The 18,593-nt window shown below is 63.7% G+C and carries 17 protein-coding genes and 1 pseudogene; 8 read left to right on the top strand and 10 right to left on the bottom strand.

Annotated elements, in window-relative coordinates:
- Window positions 1-52 precede the first annotated feature (52 nt).
- From M1E17_RS04630 to M1E17_RS04620, 3 genes and pseudogenes are all read left to right on the top strand, one after another.
- Window positions 53-763, top strand: coding sequence for a response regulator transcription factor (locus M1E17_RS04630; protein ID WP_457965768.1), 711 nt, complete (start codon window positions 53-55; stop codon window positions 761-763).
- Between the two features lie 2 nt (window positions 764-765).
- Window positions 766-2,193, top strand: a pseudogene (locus M1E17_RS04625) (sensor histidine kinase); the annotation flags it as partial.
- 401 nt (window positions 2,194-2,594) lie between these two features.
- Complete coding sequence (locus M1E17_RS04620) at window positions 2,595-2,882, top strand: WXG100 family type VII secretion target (RefSeq protein WP_457965767.1); 288 nt, start codon at window positions 2,595-2,597, stop codon at window positions 2,880-2,882.
- Between the two features lie 61 nt (window positions 2,883-2,943).
- Here the strand turns inward: M1E17_RS04620 and M1E17_RS04615 are convergent, their stop codons facing one another.
- The gene (locus M1E17_RS04615) at window positions 2,944-4,017 is read right to left on the bottom strand and encodes an RNase H family protein (protein ID WP_457965766.1); all 1,074 of its coding nucleotides are present in this window, start codon (window positions 4,015-4,017) and stop codon (window positions 2,944-2,946) included.
- 245 nt (window positions 4,018-4,262) lie between these two features.
- On the opposite strand from M1E17_RS04615, the gene M1E17_RS04610 reads away from it, so the two are divergent.
- Window positions 4,263-4,772, top strand: coding sequence for an RNA polymerase sigma factor (locus M1E17_RS04610; protein ID WP_457965765.1), 510 nt, complete (start codon window positions 4,263-4,265; stop codon window positions 4,770-4,772).
- Window positions 4,773-4,777: 5 nt separating this feature from the next.
- A complete protein-coding gene (locus tag M1E17_RS04605) occupies window positions 4,778-5,782 on the top strand; it encodes a hypothetical protein (RefSeq protein WP_457965764.1) in 1,005 nt (334 codons plus the stop codon).
- Between the two features lie 117 nt (window positions 5,783-5,899).
- Here M1E17_RS04605 and groL read toward each other — a convergent pair whose 3' ends face one another.
- The 5 genes from groL to M1E17_RS04580 form a co-directional block, all read right to left on the bottom strand.
- Window positions 5,900-7,528 (bottom strand): chaperonin GroEL, encoded by a 1,629-nt coding sequence (gene groL / locus M1E17_RS04600; protein WP_457965763.1) that lies wholly within the window; start codon window positions 7,526-7,528, stop codon window positions 5,900-5,902.
- Between the two features lie 292 nt (window positions 7,529-7,820).
- Window positions 7,821-9,092 carry an ABC transporter substrate-binding protein gene (locus M1E17_RS04595; protein ID WP_457965761.1) on the bottom strand — a complete coding sequence of 424 codons (1,272 nt, stop codon included), beginning with the start codon at window positions 9,090-9,092 and terminating at the stop codon, window positions 7,821-7,823.
- Window positions 9,089-9,295, bottom strand: a complete 207-nt coding sequence (locus tag M1E17_RS04590; RefSeq protein WP_108600346.1) for a cold-shock protein — start codon at window positions 9,293-9,295, stop codon at window positions 9,089-9,091. The genes M1E17_RS04595 and M1E17_RS04590 overlap by 4 nt, the downstream gene beginning before the upstream one ends.
- Before the next feature lie 158 nt (window positions 9,296-9,453).
- On the bottom strand, window positions 9,454-10,083 hold the full coding sequence (locus M1E17_RS04585; RefSeq protein WP_457965759.1) for a LytR C-terminal domain-containing protein: 630 nt from the start codon (window positions 10,081-10,083) through the stop codon (window positions 9,454-9,456).
- Window positions 10,084-10,133: 50 nt separating this feature from the next.
- Complete coding sequence (locus tag M1E17_RS04580) at window positions 10,134-10,463, bottom strand: DUF3263 domain-containing protein (protein ID WP_457965757.1); 330 nt, start codon at window positions 10,461-10,463, stop codon at window positions 10,134-10,136.
- Between the two features lie 117 nt (window positions 10,464-10,580).
- On the opposite strand from M1E17_RS04580, the gene M1E17_RS04575 reads away from it, so the two are divergent.
- Both M1E17_RS04575 and M1E17_RS04570 read left to right on the top strand, forming a co-directional pair.
- Window positions 10,581-11,351: a uracil-DNA glycosylase gene (locus M1E17_RS04575; protein WP_457965756.1), complete on the top strand. Its 771-nt coding sequence runs from the start codon at window positions 10,581-10,583 to the stop codon at window positions 11,349-11,351.
- Window positions 11,352-11,365: 14 nt separating this feature from the next.
- Window positions 11,366-12,205, top strand: coding sequence for a siderophore-interacting protein (locus M1E17_RS04570; protein ID WP_457965755.1), 840 nt, complete (start codon window positions 11,366-11,368; stop codon window positions 12,203-12,205).
- A 122-nt stretch (window positions 12,206-12,327) separates the two neighbouring features.
- Here the strand turns inward: M1E17_RS04570 and M1E17_RS04565 are convergent, their stop codons facing one another.
- The 3 genes from M1E17_RS04565 to M1E17_RS04555 form a co-directional block, all read right to left on the bottom strand.
- Window positions 12,328-13,815 carry a threonine/serine ThrE exporter family protein gene (locus M1E17_RS04565; protein ID WP_457965754.1) on the bottom strand — a complete coding sequence of 496 codons (1,488 nt, stop codon included), beginning with the start codon at window positions 13,813-13,815 and terminating at the stop codon, window positions 12,328-12,330.
- A gap of 69 nt (window positions 13,816-13,884) precedes the next feature.
- Window positions 13,885-15,201: a peptidoglycan bridge formation glycyltransferase FemA/FemB family protein gene (locus M1E17_RS04560; protein WP_457965752.1), complete on the bottom strand. Its 1,317-nt coding sequence runs from the start codon at window positions 15,199-15,201 to the stop codon at window positions 13,885-13,887.
- A gap of 80 nt (window positions 15,202-15,281) precedes the next feature.
- Complete coding sequence (locus M1E17_RS04555) at window positions 15,282-16,355, bottom strand: lipid II:glycine glycyltransferase FemX (protein ID WP_457965750.1); 1,074 nt, start codon at window positions 16,353-16,355, stop codon at window positions 15,282-15,284.
- 151 nt (window positions 16,356-16,506) lie between these two features.
- Between M1E17_RS04555 and M1E17_RS04550 the strand changes: the two genes are divergently transcribed.
- On the top strand, window positions 16,507-17,067 hold the full coding sequence (locus tag M1E17_RS04550) for a TspO/MBR family protein (RefSeq protein ID WP_457965748.1): 561 nt from the start codon (window positions 16,507-16,509) through the stop codon (window positions 17,065-17,067).
- Window positions 17,068-17,117: 50 nt separating this feature from the next.
- Here the strand turns inward: M1E17_RS04550 and M1E17_RS04545 are convergent, their stop codons facing one another.
- Window positions 17,118-18,527, bottom strand: coding sequence for an L-serine ammonia-lyase (locus M1E17_RS04545; protein WP_457965746.1), 1,410 nt, complete (start codon window positions 18,525-18,527; stop codon window positions 17,118-17,120).
- Window positions 18,528-18,593 lie beyond the last annotated feature (66 nt).

The following is an 18,593-nucleotide window of genomic DNA, read 5'->3' as shown; positions in this document are numbered from 1 at the left end:
ACGCACAACGTCCACCCAGAAAACTCACAGACTCTGGGAGCATGATGGGAGAATGAATAAGAACGGGCCCGAAGCCAAGCTCCTCGTTGTCGATGATGAACCCAACATCCGCGAGCTGCTGTCCACCTCCCTGCGCTTTGCGGGGTTCGAGGTAGTCTCCGCCGCAAACGGCAGGGACGCTTTGGCCGCGGCTGAGCTCCATGCCCCGGACCTGGCGGTACTGGACGTGATGCTCCCGGACATGGACGGCTTTACTGTGACCCGCAAGCTCCGCGCTTCCGGCAAGCACTTCCCCGTCCTCTTCCTCACGGCCAAAGACGACACGGAGGACAAGGTCACCGGCCTCACCGTGGGCGGCGACGACTACGTCACCAAACCCTTCAGCCTGGATGAAGTGGTGGCCCGGATCCGTGCGGTCCTCCGCCGAACCCAGCCCATGCTCGATGACGATGCCGTGATCCGGGTGGATGACCTGGAGCTCGACGACGATGCGCACGAGGTGCGCCGCGGCGGCACCGTTATTGAGCTGTCCCCCACCGAGTTCAAGCTGCTCCGGTACCTTATGCTGAACCCGAACCGGGTGCTGTCCAAATCACAGATTCTGGACCACGTGTGGGAGTACAACTTCAACGGGGACGCCTCGATCGTCGAGTCCTACATCTCTTACCTGCGGCGCAAGGTGGACCTGGATCCGGACGCGCCGGCCCTGATCCAGACCAAACGCGGCGTGGGCTATGTTCTCCGAACGGCAGAGAAGCGCTGAAATTGTTGCACCGGTGGAAGTCGGCCTCGCTGAGGTCACAGCTTGTGGCCATGATCATGGCGCTGCTGATCGTCGCCCTGACGGTGACCGGTGCCGGCACGCTGACCCTGCTACACAGCTATCTGCAGGGCCAGGTTGACGACAAACTCAACGCCGCCGTCAAGCTCGCCAGCCAGCAGCGCTCGTTCACCCAACTGCAGACGCCCAACCCGATGGTGCTCACCGACTATTCCCTGACGCTGTTCACTCCGGGCCAGGATCCCATCCCCTTCGGCGGTGATCCGGACGACCGGCCGGACATCAAGTCGATTTCTGTCCAGGAAGCACGGGACCAGGGCGGGCGCCCCTATCAGGTTCGGGGGACCGACGGCGAAAACTGGCGCGTGGTGGCTGTTACAGTCCTGAACAACGGCACCAGTGCCGTGGTTGTCATCGGCCTGCCGCTGACCAGCGTGGACGACGTCCTGGAGCACGCCATCCTGGTGGTGTGCGGCGTGGGTCTGCTGACTCTTCTGCTGGCCTCCCTGATTGCCAGCTGGACGGTTTCCCGGTCCTTCCGGCCGCTTGCCAGGGTTGAGAAGACAGCTGCCGCGATTGCTGCTGGCGACCTCTCCCGTCGAGTGGAAGTGGACAACCCCGGCACCGAACTGGGGCGGCTTGGCAGCTCGCTCAATGCCATGCTCGCGCATATCGAAACAGCCTTTTCCGCCCGCACAGCCTCTGAAGGCAGGATGCGCCGGTTCGCTGCGGACGCATCGCACGAGCTGCGCACCCCGCTTGTAACCATCAGGGGATTCTCCGAGCTCTACCGCCACGGCGCGCTCGCCACTGAGGAGGACGTGGCCACCGCCATGGGGAGGATCGAAAGCGAAGCCAAACGGATGGGATCCATGGTGGAGGACCTCCTGCTGCTGGCCCGCCTTGACGAACAGCGCCCACTGCAGCAGAAACCGGTGGACCTGTATCTCATCGCGCATGACGCCGTGGTAGACACTCAGGCCAGCGACCGCACACGTGCGATCACTCTCACCGGGCTCGACGGCGGCGCTGCGGTACCGGCACCCGTCCTGGGGGACGAAGCGAAATTGCGGCAGGTGGTGGGCAACCTGGTGGGCAACGCGCTGCGCTATACACCGGAAGGAAGTCCGATCGAAGTTGCCGTTGGAGTCCGCACCTCCGACGGCGGCCAGAAGTACTCCGTGATCGAGGTACGCGATCATGGACCTGGCATCTCCCAGGAGGACGCTTCCAAGGTCTTTGAGCGCTTCTACCGCGCGGATACTTCCCGGACCCGTGAAACGGGCGGCAGCGGCCTGGGCCTTGCCATTGTGGCGGCTATCGTCGGGTCGCACGGTGGCTCGGTCAGGGTGGAAGCCACCGACGGCGGCGGGGCCACCTTGGTGGTCAGCCTGCCCATGAGGCAGGACGCTGAAGGTATGGATGCTGATGGCCTGGATGCTGACAGACATGATGTTGAGGCTCTTGATGCTGACGGACCAGGTGCCCAGGGACCAAGTGCTCAGGGACAACTCGCTGACGGACAAGAGGCTGAAGGACAAGTCGCCCCGGGCGCAGGGCAGGTCACTGCCGGCTCCCGTTCCGGGCAGGCCGCCAATCAGGGTGCGGATGGGCCCCAGGGCGGCAGGCCTGGCATGCCTGGCAGGGGCGGCCCTGACAGCGGTGACGGCGGCAACCAAAGCGACGGCCGGGTTATCCACATATAGCAACGTGGCTGTGGCACCGCGCCAGGTGCCCTTCGTAGGCTCGATGCAGCGGTCCGGAAGCCGGGCCGGGCAGCGGAGGCTGTCCACCATATCGAAAGGCAGCAGCCATGAGCATCATTTCCGTCGATACCGAACAGCTCCAGCTCAAATCAGCCAATGTGAAAGCAACCGTGGACCGGATCGGCGCGGACGTTCAGACCATGAAGCGGGGCCTCGACGAACTCCAGGCCACGTGGCGTGGTTCAGCGGCCACCAACTTCCAGGCGCTGGTGGCCGAGTGGACCATCACCCAAGGCAAGGTGGAGGCGTCGCTGGCATCCATCAACCTGGCGCTGGCTTCGGCGGCTGCCAGCTATGCCCAGACCGAGCAGGGCAACACCCAGCGGTTCAGCTGAGGGCTGCCCCACTTGTCAGCCGGGAGGGCTGACTGCCTGCTGCTCTAGGCTTCGTCAGGCTTCAGGCTTCCGGAGTGCCCTGGTGGAACCTGAGCCTCCATCGACCGCCATCAAGGACCCACAGGGAGCTTCGCAGGGTGGTACCTGAGCGCGAATAGCTTCGATATGTCAAGAGCACTGCATCGGTTCCGATGCGGTCGGCCCCGAGCACCTCCAGTTCCGTCCGCTCGCCCGGGTCTTCTTCCAGGGCCATCATCATGGCGTCACGGGTCCAGATCCGCCCCGAGCTCCCAATCTCCATGAAGTCCGGGTGCAGGAGGACCCCGGTCCTGCCGATGTCGCCGCGGACGTCCGGACCCAAGAGCTCGCGCTCGAGGGCCTCGACGATGGCTTCCGGGGCACGTTCGGCACCTGCGGCCCCTGGTGCGGGGAAGGATTCACTCTCCAGCTCACTGAACAGGTCGGGCTCATCGTAGGCCGGGAGGCCGAGCGTGGCGGGACCGGACGTGGCCCGGGGAGCAAGGGCCGCGGCGGGGGCGGCGGAAGCGGCAGCGGTTCCCGTGCGGCCGCGGGCCGCTGTGCCGTTCGCGGCGGGAGCTGTGCCGTTCAACGTGGCAGGAGCTGTGGTGATACCGGCGGGAGCTGCGGTGGTGCCGGCAGGAGTATGGGCACCGGGAAAGCCCGGACCCGAGCGGGCAGCTACTCCCTGCTGGTAGGCCGTGGCGGCGGCCCTGGCCCGTTCGTCTGCTGCCTCATTGAGAGGGTGGCCGGCGTGGCCTTTGACCCACTCGAAGGTGTACTTGCGGCCCAGGAGTTCCCGGTCAAGTTCTTTCAGCAGTTCCACGTTCAGGACCGGTTTGCCGTCGGCCTTCCGCCACCCCTTCCGCTTCCAGCCGGGCATCCATTTGGTGATGGAGTTAATGACGTACTGGCTGTCACACAGGATTCGAAGGTCTTCCGCAGGAACGTGCGCTGTGGCCCGGAAAAGGTCCAGGACAGCCATCAGCTCACCCTGGTTGTTGGTCCCGTGCGGCCAGCCCCCTGCCCGCCAGCAATCGTCGTTCACATACCAGGCCCATCCGGCAGGGCCGGGATTTCCTAAAGCCGAACCGTCGGCTGCTGCAGTAATTGTCACTGCTCCATCCTGCCAGACCACCCTGACAATGCGTTCGCGCGGGCGTCCGCAGAGCATGCGGGTGACCTGGGGAAGGACCAACCATCAGCCGGCGCTCGTCACCACGCACAGGATCAAATGCATCCGGAACTTCGTAAACCTCGCGGGCGTCACCAAAAATTGGCACCGCGTGTAACAGTAGAGGCCCGGCCGGAAACTATACAGTTATCCTGCAGTTCCGGGTTCTATTTATTGGGGGGACAATCGTGCTTTCAGAGCGCGAATTGGCGTTTATCGCCATTCATAAAGACAACTATCCATCCGTCTATAAGTTCGTCCGCCGACGCGTGGAATCGGCGGACCTGGCGGAGGAGATCGCAGCTGACGTCTTCCGCGTGGTGTGGCAGAAATGGGCCGACAGCTCACAAAAGGACCTCCCCTACCTGTTGACGGTTGCGCGGAACTTGGTGGGAAACGCTTACCGCAGCCGCGACAGGCGGCAGGCGCTGCTGGACAAACTGCGGACTGCGGTGGTTCAACGGTTCGGGGACGCGTCCGAAAACGTCGCGGTACAGGATGCCATGATGCGGTTGCGCGAACAGGACCGCGACGTTTTGCAGCTGGCCTACTGGGACGGCTTGGGCACCGCAGACATTGCGAGGGTGCTGCAATGCAGCGAATCGGCGGCCAGGGTCCGTCTGCACCGGGCCCGCGCAGCCTTCCGGAAACAGGTGCCTGCAGGGGCCGAAGCCACTACACACAAGATGGGGGTCTGAAGAACATGGATCCGGTCAAGAACCAGATATCAGCGGTTGACCCACTGGCTATCGATCCAGAGGCGGAGCCGAATGGGGAAGATGCCCTGCATAAGATCCTGTCAGGGACCACAGTCTTCCGCCACAGCCCCCCGGGTGCGGGTGTGACCTCCCTGGACAACCACAGGCATCGCAAGGCGCAGATCGCCGGTGGGTTTTTGCTCGCCGCTGCTGCTGTGACGGCAGCGGTCCTCGTTGGCGCTAACTTCGGTTCGGTGAGTTCCAAGCCTGCGCCGGCAGCCACTGTTACCTCCGCCCAGGCAACACCCACGCCCTCCGCGACTCCGTCGGCCACCCCATCGGTGTCAGCAACGGTACCGGCTGCAACCCCCACCCCGGCACAAACTGCCCCCGCCGCGGCACCAACAACTGCTCCGCCGCAACCGGCGGCGCAGCCCGCGGCGCTGCAGACGTTCACTTTCCCGGACGGCCATGTCTCCTTTAAGTACCCCACTGGCTGGAGTGTCAGAACGGAGCAAGGGCCCTATCTTTCGGAGGACACGAAGGCCAGTTCCCTGGGAGCCATCATCTCGGATGCTGCTGGCGGAGAAGTAGCCCACGTGTTCAGCGGGTTCTACGGTGATGGCACGGGTGGCTGGGTGAAGCGGACCGTACTGGACAGGGCGGCAGTTCCCGGGGTCACGGACAAGTCGGGAAATCCCGTGGAGTTCGGTTTCGCGGCGGATCAAGGTTTGGCTGATCCCTCTGAAGGGACGGCCTCACCCGCCCAATTGGCGGACAGTCGTCCGTCCTACTTCATGGACGTGCGTCTTTCCTCGGAATTCGACGCCGGGGAGAGGAGTTCGGGGACCAATCAGATCATGATGCCCAATGGAGCCATGTCCGCCCGCGTGCTGTTCGACTTTGAAAAGCAGCCGATCTTTGCCAGCCCCGAGGCGGCAAAGGCCTGGATGAACAGCGTGCAGTACGCCCAGCTGAAGGCTTTGCTGCTGAGCCTGCGCTACCAGTAATCGCACCCGCTTAGCTGGGCAAGAAAAAACGCGAGCATAGAAAATGCGGCCCCCTCCATGAGGGGGCCGCATTTCTTATGTACGGGTCCGGCCGCTGGGCCGGTTACCGGCTGGGGGCTAGAAGCCGCCCATACCGCCCATGTCTTCGCCGCCACCCATGGCCGGAGCGTTCTTCTCCGGCTTGTCGGCCACTACGGCCTCGGTGGTGAGGAACAGGCCGGCAATGGAGGCCGCGTTCTGCAGTGCAGAGCGGGTCACCTTGACCGGGTCGTTGATGCCGGCAGCCAGCAGGTCAACATATTCACCGGTTGCTGCGTTCAGGCCGTGGCCTGCAGGCAGGCCGCGGACCTTGTCCACCACAACGCCCGGCTCGAGGCCGGCGTTGAAGGCGATCTGCTTCAGCGGAGCGTCGATGGCAACGCGGACGATGTTGGCGCCCGTTGCTTCGTCGCCCTGGAGCTGCAGGTTGGCGAACGCCTTGGCGCCGGCCTGGATCAGTGCAACGCCACCACCGGCGACGATGCCTTCTTCAACAGCAGCCTTTGCGTTGCGGACAGCGTCCTCAATGCGGTGCTTGCGTTCCTTGAGCTCAACTTCGGTAGCGGCACCGGCCTTGATGACTGCAACGCCGCCGGCCAGCTTGGCCAGTCGTTCCTGCAGCTTCTCGCGGTCGTAGTCGGAATCGGAGTTTTCGATCTCGGCGCGGATCTGGGAAACGCGGCCAGCAATCTGGTCGGCGTCGCCTGCACCCTCAACAATGGTGGTCTCGTCCTTGGTGACAACCACCTTGCGGGCGCGGCCCAGGAGTTCCAGGCCGGCCGTCTCCAGCTTGAGCCCGACTTCCTCGGCGATGACCTGGCCGCCGGTGAGGACGGCAATGTCAGCCAGCTGGGCCTTGCGGCGGTCACCGAAGCCGGGAGCCTTGACGGCAACCGACTTGAAGGTGCCACGAATCTTGTTCACGATCAGCGTGGCCAAGGCCTCGCCCTCGATGTCCTCGGCAATGATCAGCAGCGGCTTGTTGGACTGCATGACCTTTTCCAGGACAGCAACCAGTTCCTTGACGTTGGAGATCTTGGAGTTGACGATCAGGATGTACGGGTCCTCAAGGACCGTTTCCTGACGCTCAGCGTCCGTGACGAAGTACGCGGAGATGTAGCCCTTGTCGAAGCGCATGCCTTCGGTGAGCTCAAGCTCCAGGCCGAAGGTGTTGGACTCCTCAACGGTGATAACACCTTCCTTGCCCACCTTGTCCAGGGCTTCGGCAATGAGGGCGCCGATCTCATCGTCACCGGCGGAGATGGACGCGGTTGCCGCGATCTCTTCCTTGGTTTCGATTTCCTTGGCCGATGCAAGCAGCTCCACCGTGACGGCTTCTACAGCCTTCTCGATTCCGCGCTTGAGTGACAGCGGGTCAGCGCCGGCAGCAACGTTGCGCAGGCCTTCCTTGACCAGCGCCTGTGCCAGTACGGTAGCCGTGGTGGTTCCGTCGCCGGCCACGTCGTCCGTCTTCTTGGCAACTTCCTTGACCAGCTCGGCGCCGATCTTCTCGTAAGGATCGTCCAGTTCGATCTCCTTGGCGATGGAAACACCATCGTTGGTGATCGTGGGGGCGCCCCACTTCTTTTCGAGGACAACGTTGCGTCCACGCGGGCCGAGGGTGACCTTAACGGCGTCGGCGAGGATGTTCAATCCCCGCTCAAGGCCGCGGCGTGCCTCTTCATCAAATGCAATGATCTTGGCCATAACGGCAGTAGTCCTTTCGGGACAGTCGTTAAGAATGAACCTCCACTGCGGTGCCCGCGACGGACGATCCTTTGCCGCCGGCCTCTGTATGCCGCCTGCTCCGGATCTCACCCCAGCAAGGTGTTTCTTTCGCTCCACGGCCGGCGCCTCGCTCCGCAACCGGCCGGAACCGGACGTTGCTTTAGCAGTCGGCACGTAAGAGTGCTAAGTCAATAATTAGCACTCCATAGGTGAGAGTGCAAGCGAACGGGTACCGGTTTCGCTCTGCGGGGAGCCGATTCGTTGCTGCCGGTCAGCCGGCGGCACGGCCTGCCGTCTCGCGGCCCGTCACGCGGGCGCTATTGTCCGGCCCATAGGTGAAGACCATGAAGTTGGCCGTGGTGATGTCACCGTTGGCGTCAAAGGCGACAGGACCTGACTCACCGTCATAATCAACGGCGGCACCGGACTTCACCAGAGCCTGGCAATCCTTGAAGGAAGTGCACTTCTTCCCGCCCGGCCCCCGGTCAGGATTTTCAACGGACCCGCCGGAGACGGCGATGAGGTTGGCAGCTATGGTCCGCCCGGCGTCGTCATCGGCTTCCGCAGCGGCAAGGACCGCGAGATTCACGGCGTCGAAGGTCTCTGCAGCGAACGACAGATCCTTCAGCCGGGGCTCCACCGCCACCAGGCGGGCTTGGAAGTCCGCCGAGGGGAACACACCGGGAACTACGGCCCGTGCTCCGTCCAGCGCTTTGGAACCCAGCCCCGAACCGTACCTGGCAAAGGCGCCATCGCTGAGGATGATCCTGCTTCCGGACAATCCGGCATTGATCAGTTCGGCTATGGCGCCTTGGGCGCCCTCACGGGCAACCAGCACCACGGCATCCGGCGCAGCCTTTTGCGCAGCAGCGGCTGCCTGGCGTGCGTCTCCGGGTTTGAAGTCCGAGGTGGACACTGTTTCCAGGCCCGCGTCCTTGGCGGCAGCGGCCACAGCGGAGGACACCTCCCCGCCGTAAGCGCTGTCCTGATGGACCACGGCAAGGCTCTTGGCGCCGCTGTCCTTGGCAAGCTTGACCAGCACGGATGCCTGGGCGACGTCGGCGGCCGCCGTGCGGAAGTAATAGCCGCCGTTCTGGTGTGAACTGAGCCCTGCGGCAGAGTTGGCCGGTGAAATGAGCGGCACTTTCGCGTGGGACAGCACGGCGATGGCAGCGGCCGCGTGGCTCGAATCGGTGGGCCCAATCACCACATCAGCCTTGGCTGCCACCAGGTTCCTGGCCTGGGTCTCGGTATCATCGCCGGCCGACTCGGGAAGCAGCTCCACCGGCTTTCCCTTGTGACCGCCGGCGGCGTTTACTTCCTGCACGGCGAGTTTGGCCGCGGCACGCTGTGAATCGTTGAGGAAGGCCTGTTCCCCGGTGTTATCCAGGATCAGGCCGATGCGCAGGGTTCCGTCACCGGACGCTTCAACGGAATCCAGCCGTGCATTCCCGGCGGCCGTTGAACAGCCCGCCAGGGCAAGGAGGACGGCCGCACCTGCTGCGCCCCGGAAAATGGCCGCCTTGAACGTCTCAGACCTCACTCGGCGGGCCGGACGCTTTCGGCCTGCGGGCCCTTCTCGCCTTCGCCGATTTCCAGCTCCACGCGTTGCCCCTCGTCCAGGGCACGGTACCCCTCACCCTCAATGGCCGACCAGTGCACAAAAACATCGTCGCCTGAGCCGTCAACGGTGATGAAGCCGTAGCCCTTTTCAGCGTTGAACCACTTAACGGTTCCCAGTGCCATGTTGTCCACTCTTTCAGTAGCGTCCGTGGGCCACGCCCCTATTTCCGCATTTTTGATGAACCGAAGCGCTGAAATCACTCTAGCCAATGGCGCCGGGGCTGGCCGAGGCGCAGGGCCGGGTCGGCACTCAATAGTTATTCAGGCGTAACCGGTCCTGCTTACGGGAAGCCGGGACCGAGCACCACAACCACCGGGACCTGGAATTCGGCGCTGTCCACCAGGGTGGGAATGTTCAAAAGCGCGGAAAGGGCCTCTGCGTTGGCCTTCTGGGCCGGGCCGGCGTAGAAGATTACGGACGTCTGCTGCGGGGCACCGCCCCAGTTGCCGACCTGTCCCAGCGTCCAGCCATCGGTCTGGATCGTTGAACTGACCCGGCCAGCCAGCCCGGCCGTTCCGGAAGCGTTGTAGACCGCCACGCCCTGGGTCTTGTCCACCGCGGACGACGGGGTGGCGCTCGGCGTCGGGCTTGGTTCTGGTTTTGCACTTTCGGACGTCTGCACGGCGGAAGGCTGCGGGCTGGCGGAGCTGTCCGCACTGGCTGAAGGATCCGCCCCCGACTGGGGCAGGGCTGCCGACTCCAGGCTGCTGGAAGCCTGGGTACCCCCGGGCATGATGCCCAGCTTTGGGAGGATCAGGAAGGAGACCAACCCGATCGCCAACGCGACCATGCCGACCGCCAGAATGGGCCACAACTTGCGCCGGGAAGGAGCAGATGCGGAACGGTGGACTCCCTGCCGCGAGGCAGTCTCCGGTATCTTGTCGAATTCATCCCGAGCGTATTTGGTCATGGTGGGGAGACATCCTTGTTGATTGCTGCTGTTCGGACAGCGCGGCCTACTTACGCGTCGGATCCCAGGCGGCGTGCAGTACGTGCCCGCTGACGTGACGTACGTAGTCTACGCAATCTCTTAACCAGCATGGGATCGTGGGCCAGTGCATCCTCGGTGTCTATGAGCGAATTCAGCAACTGGTAGTAGTGGGTGGCGGACAGGTCAAAGAGCTCCCTGATGGCCTGTTCCTTTGCACCGGCGTACTTCCACCACTGCCGCTCCAGGGCAAGCATCTGCTGGTCCCGCTCGCTCAACCGCGAGTCACGAAGACTGAAATCAGCCAGCAGCGGGCTGTGCCCTTCCGGCTCCGGCATGTGTTCCCGAGCTGCTTCTGCCACGACACACTCCTTCGCTGGTTTCGGTAAAAGTCCCAGCCCCCATGCTACGGACGAATAACACCATTGTCATTTGCGGCTCGTCGAGGGGAGGAAACGGATCCCTGCAAGAATGGGAGGGTGTTTGAGCCCGACGCCCTGTTCGAGTGGGACCCGGTCCCCGTGGATACTCTTGACTTCGTCGAGATGGCGCGGCTCCCGCTCGCCGAACTGATGGCTAGTGACTGGGCTGAAGCATTGAGCGGGGTGGAACCGGAACTTCGGGCCGTCCTGGGCTTCCTTGCCGCCGAAGTGGCGGCGGGCTACCAGGTCCTGCCGTCGCCGTCGAACGTTCTGCGTGCATTCCGTCAGCCCCTGGCCGACGTGAAGGTTCTGATTGTTGGCCAGGACCCCTATCCGACTCCCGGGCACGCCGTCGGGCTGTCCTTTTCTGTTGATCCGCGGACGCGGCCCATCCCCCGGAGCCTGGCCAACATTTACCGTGAACTGGAAGCCGATTTGGGGATCCCGCCCCGGGGACACGGCGACCTGTCCGGCTGGGCTGATCAGGGGGTGCTGCTGCTGAACCGGGTGATGAGCGTCAGGGCCGGGGAGGCTGGCTCGCACCGCGGCAAAGGGTGGGAGAAAATTACGACGGCGGCCGTTGCGGCCGTAGCCAACCGGCGGACCCCAGGTGGCGCGGTTGCTCCCCTGGTAGCCATCCTGTGGGGCAAGGACGCAGAGGCGGTCAGGCCGCTTCTCCACGGGGCAATGGTGGTGTCGAGTCCGCACCCCAGTCCGCTTTCGGCATCGCGCGGGTTTTTTGGTTCCCGCCCTTTCAGCCGGGCAAATGAGTTGCTGCGCGAACAAGGCAGCGCCGGCGTAACCTGGGAACTCCCCCAGGTTCCTTAGCTTAGGCTTGCCTTATGAGCACCGTTCCGGCAGCCACCAGCGCCTCGAAGCAGACCCGCCCGCAGACCGACCTGACCGTAATCCGCCGTGAGGAACTCAGCCCGCACATGGTCAGGATCGTTGCCGGCGGCGAGGGCTTTGCAAGCTACATCAATAACGGCTTTGTGGACCGGTACGTAAAGATTGTCTTCCCGCAGCCCGGCGTGGACTATGCCATGCCACTGGACCTTTGGGCCATCCGCGAAACCATGCCCCGTGAGCAGTGGCCGTTCACGCGCACATATACCGTCCGGTGGGTGGACCTGGAGGCCAGGGAACTCGCCATCGATTTTGTCATCCACGGCGACGAAGGGCTCGCCGGCCCCTGGGCAGCAGCTGCCCAGCCGGGCGATACCCTGACCTTCACCGGCCCGGGCGGCGCCTATAACCCAGCTCGCGACGCCGACTGGTACCTCTTTGCCGGCGATGAGGCCGCCTTGCCTGCCATCGCCGCTTCGCTGGAGGCGTTGCCCCCGGAGGCGCGCGGCCTGGCCTTCCTGGAGGTCGACGGCAACGCCGACATCCAGCCAATCTCCGCCCCGGCCGGAGTGGACATCACTTGGGTTTTCCGCCACGGCGCACCGGCCGGCACCGGCGACTTGCTGGCCTCAGCCGTCGCCAGCGCCGATTGGCCTGCCGGCCGGGTTGATGTCTTCGCCCACGGGGAACGCGGGTACATGAAGGCGCTGCGGGACGTGTTTTTTGCCCAGCGCGGGCTGGAGCGCAAGCAGGTGTCCCTGTCGGGTTACTGGGCCAGCGGCCGGGTGGAGGACGATTTCCAGGCGGAGAAGAAGCTCCCCGTAGGGCAAATCTAAACTGCCAAATCTGACACGGGCAAATCTAAACTGGCAAAGCTCACAGGCACCCCGAACCAGGTAGCGCTAACTGTCCTTTTGAGGGCGAATAACGACAGTTGGCGCGACTCAGTTGGGAAGGGTTACCGTCTCCGGGCGCGCCTGCGTTCATTGCTGGCCAGGCTCCGGGTCAGCGGCCTGGCCAGGGTGTCTCCCAGCACAATCCCGCCGGCCGCGCCCAGGACAATGGCTCCGGCGTTCAGCATCCCTCCGGCGCCGAGCAGGATCTCGGATTCCTCGATGGTCAGCACGTACATGGAGCGGAAAATGGTGAGGCCAGGCAGCAGGATCAGCGCCGCGGGAACGGCCACCACCAGCTGAGGGGCGCCCATCTTCAAGGCCACCACCCGCGCCAGGAAACCGATCACCACGGCGGAGAGCGCAGGCGAGAACCTGTCACCCAGGCCCAGCGCGCCCCCGCCGAGCAGGACCAGGTAGCCTGCAACGCCGACGGCTGCTGTTGGGAGCAACAGCTTCCACGTGGTCTGCTCGGTGATGCCGATGGCCATCACCGCCAAGGCGATGAAAACGACCAGGACCCACAGGTCGTAGGCCGGCGGGAAGGTCTCGGTGACATCGATCTCCTTCATCCCGGTCTTAGACCCCACCACAAACGCGACGGCGATCCCTGCCACCAGCGCCCCGAACGTCAGGATCGTGGACAGGAACCGCCCCGCGGCTGTCACAGGGAAGCCGTTGATGGCGTCCTGGACGGAAGAGACCAGTCGACCGGTGGGGAGGAGCAAAAGGATGCCGCCAACCACCACGATCGCCGGTGAGTTGGTCAGCCCGAACCGCCAGAGCAGAAGCGCCACGAACGTCACCACGAAAGAACATGTTGCGGTGATAAAGAAATCAGGCATTCGAAGGCGCCCCAGCTTGCGGGCCAGGAGGCTCACGCCGATGTTGGAGAGGAAAGCGATGAGCGAGGAAACAGGGCCACCGCCAAGAACACCCACAAAGACCGCTGCGAACACTCCAAAGGCAATGGTGACCATCCAGCGCGGGAACGGTTTGGGGCTGGTGATGGCCTCGTCCAGCCGCCGGATCGCCTCGTCCCGGCCCACTCCCCCGGCCACAATATCGGTCACCAGCTGGTGCACCTTGGCCAGCCCGGCGTAGTTGTTGGTCCAGGACCGGACCACGCGCAACAGCGCTATGGGCGTCTGGTCCTTGGGAGCGTAGTTGATGGCCACCGACTGGTTGGTGATGTCCACCTCGATGTTCTTCAGCCCCAGCGCGGCGGTGACGGCGATGATGCTGGTTTCCACTTCCAAGGCACCTGCCCCATAGCGGAACATGGTCTCGGCCAGGTGGAGGGCGAAATCCAGGGTCTTGCGCGCGGACGTATCCACGCCTCCCACCTGGATCATTGGGTTGGCGTAGGGGCTCCCGGTGAGCCTGTCCACAATGCTCAGGGGCGCCGTCGGCGGGTTCTCCCCCTGGACCAGGCGGCGCAGCATCCTCTTGGCTGCGGCATTCTGGCGGAGCTGTGAAGGCGAAAGCGGCTCGGTCTTGGGCAGGCCGTCGGTGTGTGGCCTGGTCCCGGGCTTTTCAGGTCGATGGGTCATGCTGGTCCTCCTCCCCTGTGGTGGATCGTCTTTGCTGGCGGTGCTGCCTTGCCGGCTGTGCTGGCTATGCTAAGCAGTCCGTTTGAGGGGAAGCTTGCCGAGAACCAGGCGGGCGGCGGAGGTTGCGGCCCTGACCAGGCGGTTGGCCTGGAACATGGCTGGCCGGACCGGCATCACAAAGTCGCCCAGGAGCTGGACCACCTCTCCGCCGAAGCCCTTCTTGAAGGCGTAGCCACCGTGGCCCTCCTCGTCCTGGCCTTCGATACCGAAGGTTCCGTAGAAGTTGTAACGGGAGTACCCCTTCTCCAGCGCGTGCAGCATCATGCCCCAGTACAGGGACGTGGCACCGTTGAAGTAGATGTAATCCTGTTTGGTGCCGCCGATGACACAGACCACCTCGTCGCCAAAGCAGACAAAATGGATGGCCGCCACGGTTACCACGCCAACGGAGTCGGGGAAACGCTCGATGTCCTTAAGGCTGCGCTCGTAGCTGTCCACGAGGTCCTGGACCACCTTGAGCCTGTTGGCCTTCTTTTTGCTGCCGGTTTCCTCAACCTCGCGGCGCAGCTCGGCCGCGGTTGCCGACTCGGCTTCCAGCCGTTCGGTGATGGATTTGCGGTAGCCGGGGATGTCGATTTTGGCCATCATGAGCTTGGTGAACTCTGACGAAGTGGTCCGCAGGAGGTGCTCGTAGTATTCGCGTTCACGGTAGATGAAGCCCTTTTCATCCCCCGCCGTGCTCAACGCGTCGTAGAACTCATCCAGGGTTTCCAGGGTTGCCTGCTCCAGGAAGACTCCGTTCTTCTCCGCCTTCCGGATGGCTTTGCGCGTCCGGTAGCTGGTGCTCATGATGAGCTCCTCGGCGTCCTTGATGCCCTCGAGCTTTTTGACGAACATCCAGTTGACGTTCGCGAAGTTCATGTCCGAGCCCTGGTGCTCAAAGCCCAGCCTGTCCAGTTCCGCCACCAGGGGGCGGTTGTCGAGGATTTCCGGGTGCTCTGCGCCGTCCTCGTCCCGGGCAACGTACACCAGGTTCGGCGAGATCCTCAGCTCCGCGGCCTTACGGTCTGCGGCCCGTGTTTTAAGGAGTTCGACGACGGAGCTCACCAGGTCAGCGTCCGTGTAGTCCAGGAGGGGGCCTTTTGCGCACTCGCAGACCGTGTAACCCCAGCGGTTTCTGGTGTAATTCAGTTTCCCGGCCGCCACGAGTTCCCCGTTGCGCCTGAAGCCGACGAGCTCCACGACTTGTCCGCGGGCGCGCTGGAAACGGGCGAAACCTGCGGACTGGATGAAGCTGTTTTGCGGGTGCTGCACGGAAAAGGACTCATATTCGGCGTCGCTCAGGACGGCAAATTCGAGGTCCGTTCCGGCCTTGATTGGATTCACAGAAGTTACCTCACCTATGGATGTGCTGCCGGCTTCGGGGCGCGGATCATTGTGGACTGGATGGACGGGCAGGCTCACGGTCAGTAGAACTGGCCGCCGGTGCGCATGGTTTCCAGCCGCCGGAAAATGCGTTCGGCGCCCTTGACCCACATGGCGTGCCTGACGGGCGAAAGGATGTAGTCGTAGCAGCCCACAAAATCGGTGACTGTCTTGGTGAAGCTGGTCTTGAACATGCCCATGCCGTACAGCGGGTGGGACTTGTCCTTGATCCTGGCTGCCGGCGGCGTGCCACAGAAGTCGTACTCCGTGCAGCCCAGTTCCTTCATCCGGCGGATGGCTGCCCACTGCACCAGATGCGAATCACCGTACTGCTTGCGGTTCTGCGTGGACCCGCCGTCCTTGTACGTCGCCTTGGAGCCGTAATTGATCACAAAGGCGCCCACGCTCGGCTTCCCGTCCTCATAGACAAAGAAGAAGTTCCCCTGGCCGCGGTTGCAGAATTCGTCCCAGAACCGGGAGTAGTACTCGAAGCTGCGCAAGGGCATCGATCCCTTGGCCTTGACGGTGTCCGCCATCAGGTCGTAGAGGGCGCGGTACGTTTCGGCGCCCTGGTCGCGCTGCACCACTTCGCAGCCTTCGCGTTCGGCGCGGCGGATGGCGTTGCGTGCGCGTGAGGTGATGGCACGGAGCACCTCATTCTCCGGCGCAGCGATGTCAAGCAGGGCTGTGGAGTCGTTGGACTGGATGTTCGGTGCCTTAATGAAGCCCGCGGCGGCAAAGTGTGCCTGGGTTTCGGCAGTGGCGGTGATGTCCGGCTCGACCTTGACCGCGAAGACGTTGAATTTCCGGTTCCGGGCCAACGAAGCGCAGGCGTCCAGTGCCGGCTTGAGGTCCTCAAGCGCGGCCAGATCGGGCCCCTTGATGAGGTACCAGAGGCGGCCCAGGACGGGAAACTTCTTCTCCAGAACCAAGTTGTAGCTGGCAGTTCCCCCGGATTCCAGGACCAGGAAACGGACCTTCCAGCCTTGGCCGTTCTTCACCGACGCGTAGGCCGCCGACTGCAACATGTTGCCGCCGTTCGGGTTGGCCGTGACGTGCTTGTCCCAGTTCTCAATTTCCTCGGCTGTGGCAAAGCGGGCGGTAAATTCTCGCAAGGGGCCGTGTCCAATCTCAGGGTTTCGTTCGTGGTTCTGCGGGTGTGGCTGCGTGCGGACATATAGTCCCAAGTCTAAAGCCTGATCTGGCCCAGGCTTTTCAGGGTCGCCCCGCCTTGACTCATGGTTCAGCCTTGGCAAGGGTTGAAGCATGCAGTCCCCTTCCGGTAAATCTCCGGCCCCAAGCCAGCCGCCGGCTGCACAGCAGGAAACGCCTGAACGGGGAACTGCGGCCCAACTCCTGATGCTCCTGCTCTTCCTAGGCACTTCAGCTGCCGTGGCCGGCCTGGGCAGCCTGGCCGTCACGGCGAACGTCGACGGCTGGTTCGCCGCTGCCAATATGCCTCCCTGGACTCCGCCGCGGTGGATGTTCGGTACCGTCTGGACGGTCCTCTATGCCGCCATGGCAGTGGCGGCGTGGCTCGTCTGGCGGAGCGGGAAAAGCCTCACCAGCAGGCCGCTGAAACTGTACTGGCTGCAGCTCGCCTTGAACCTGGCCTGGACACCGATCTTCTTCGGCCTCTACCCCGTGCTGGGGCCGCTGGCTCTGTGGCTTGGGCTGGCGGTCATCGTGGCCTTGATTGTGGCGCTGACCTTTGCGGTTCTGAATTTTGGCCCCATCAGCACCTCCGCCGGCCTCCTGCTGCTGCCTTACCTGTCCTGGGTAATCTTTTCCGGGACCCTTAACGCCTGGGCCGCCGCACATAACTGAGCCGCCCACAACTGAGCCACCCACAACTGAGCCACCACAATTGATCCGGGTCAGCACTCCACAACATTCACGGCAAGGCCGCCCATGGCTGTTTCCTTGTATTTGGAGCTCATGTCCTTGCCGGTCTCGCGCATGGTGATGATGACCTCGTCGAGCGATACCCGGTGCGAACCGTCGCCCCAGAGTGCCATCTTGGCGGCGTTGATCGCCTTGGCGGCTGCGATGGCGTTGCGTTCGATGCAGGGCACCTGGACCAGCCCACCGATCGGATCGCAGGTCAGGCCCAGGTTGTGCTCCATGGCGATTTCCGCGGCGTTCTCCACTTGGGCGGGGGTCCCGCCCATCACCTCGGCCAGGCCTGCAGCGGCCATGGACGACGCCGAGCCCACCTCACCCTGGCAGCCCACCTCGGCGCCGGAGATGGACGCCTGCTCCTTGTACAGGACCCCGATGGCACCGGCCGTGAGCAGGAACTTCACCACAACGTCATCGCGGTCCTGCTGGCTGGCGTTCTCCATCCCCGGCGCGAAATGCAGGGCGTAATACAGCACGGCCGGAATGATGCCCGCCGCACCGTTGGTTGGCGCGGTGACCACCCTCCCGCCGGAGGCGTTCTCCTCGTTGACCGCAAGGGCGACCAGGTTCACCCACTCCTGCCAGTATTTGGGATCACGGTCCTTATCTTCCTTCAGAAGGCGTTCATGCCAGTCCGGCGCGCGGCGGCGGACCTTTAGCCCGCCCGGCAGCAGGCCCTCGCGCCTAAGGCTGACCTGGACGCAGCTTTCCATCACCGAGTAGATATGGAGCAGGCCCTCGCGGATCTCCTCCTCGGACCGGGAGGCCTGCTCGTTGACGAGCATGACTTCGCCGATGGACAGGCCCTTGGACTGGCAGTGCCCCAGCAGCTCAGCGGCTGTCCTGAACGGCAGCGGAAGCTCCTTCTTGGACTCTTCGAGTTCCTGCTGTGCAGCGTCCTCCTCGCCTTCACGGACGATGAACCCGCCGCCCACGGAGTAGAACGTGGCCGTGTGCAGGACGTCGCCCCCGGCCTCGGAGACGGTGAATGTCAGTCCGTTGGTGTGCCTCGGCAGGATGGTCAGCGGCCGCAGCACCATGTCCTGCACCCCATAAGGAAGGGGGACACCGTGTCCATCAGCGCCGGCCAACTGCAGTATCCCGGTCTCGGCGATGGTCGCCAGCCGTTCCTCCACCTCATCGGGCAGGATCAGCTCGGGATGGAATCCCTCCAGCCCCAGGAGGATGGCTGTCATGGTGCCGTGGCCATGCCCGGTGGCGGCCAGCGAACCATATAGATCCACGCGGAGGCCGGCCACGCGGTCCAGTACCCCGGAGGATTTGAGCTCGCCGGCGAAAACCGCAGCGGCGCGCATCGGGCCCACCGTGTGGGAACTTGAGGGTCCTATTCCGATGGAAAAAAGGTCAAAGACTCCAACGGCCATGGTGATTCCTTACTGGGTTGCAGGTCCGGAGTTTTTGTCCAGATATGGCGACTAAAACGCCATCCA

Source organism: Arthrobacter sp. D1-29 (assembly GCF_054130585.1).
Note: the sequence above shows the minus strand (reverse complement) of the source record. Positions and strands in the feature narration are given on the sequence as shown.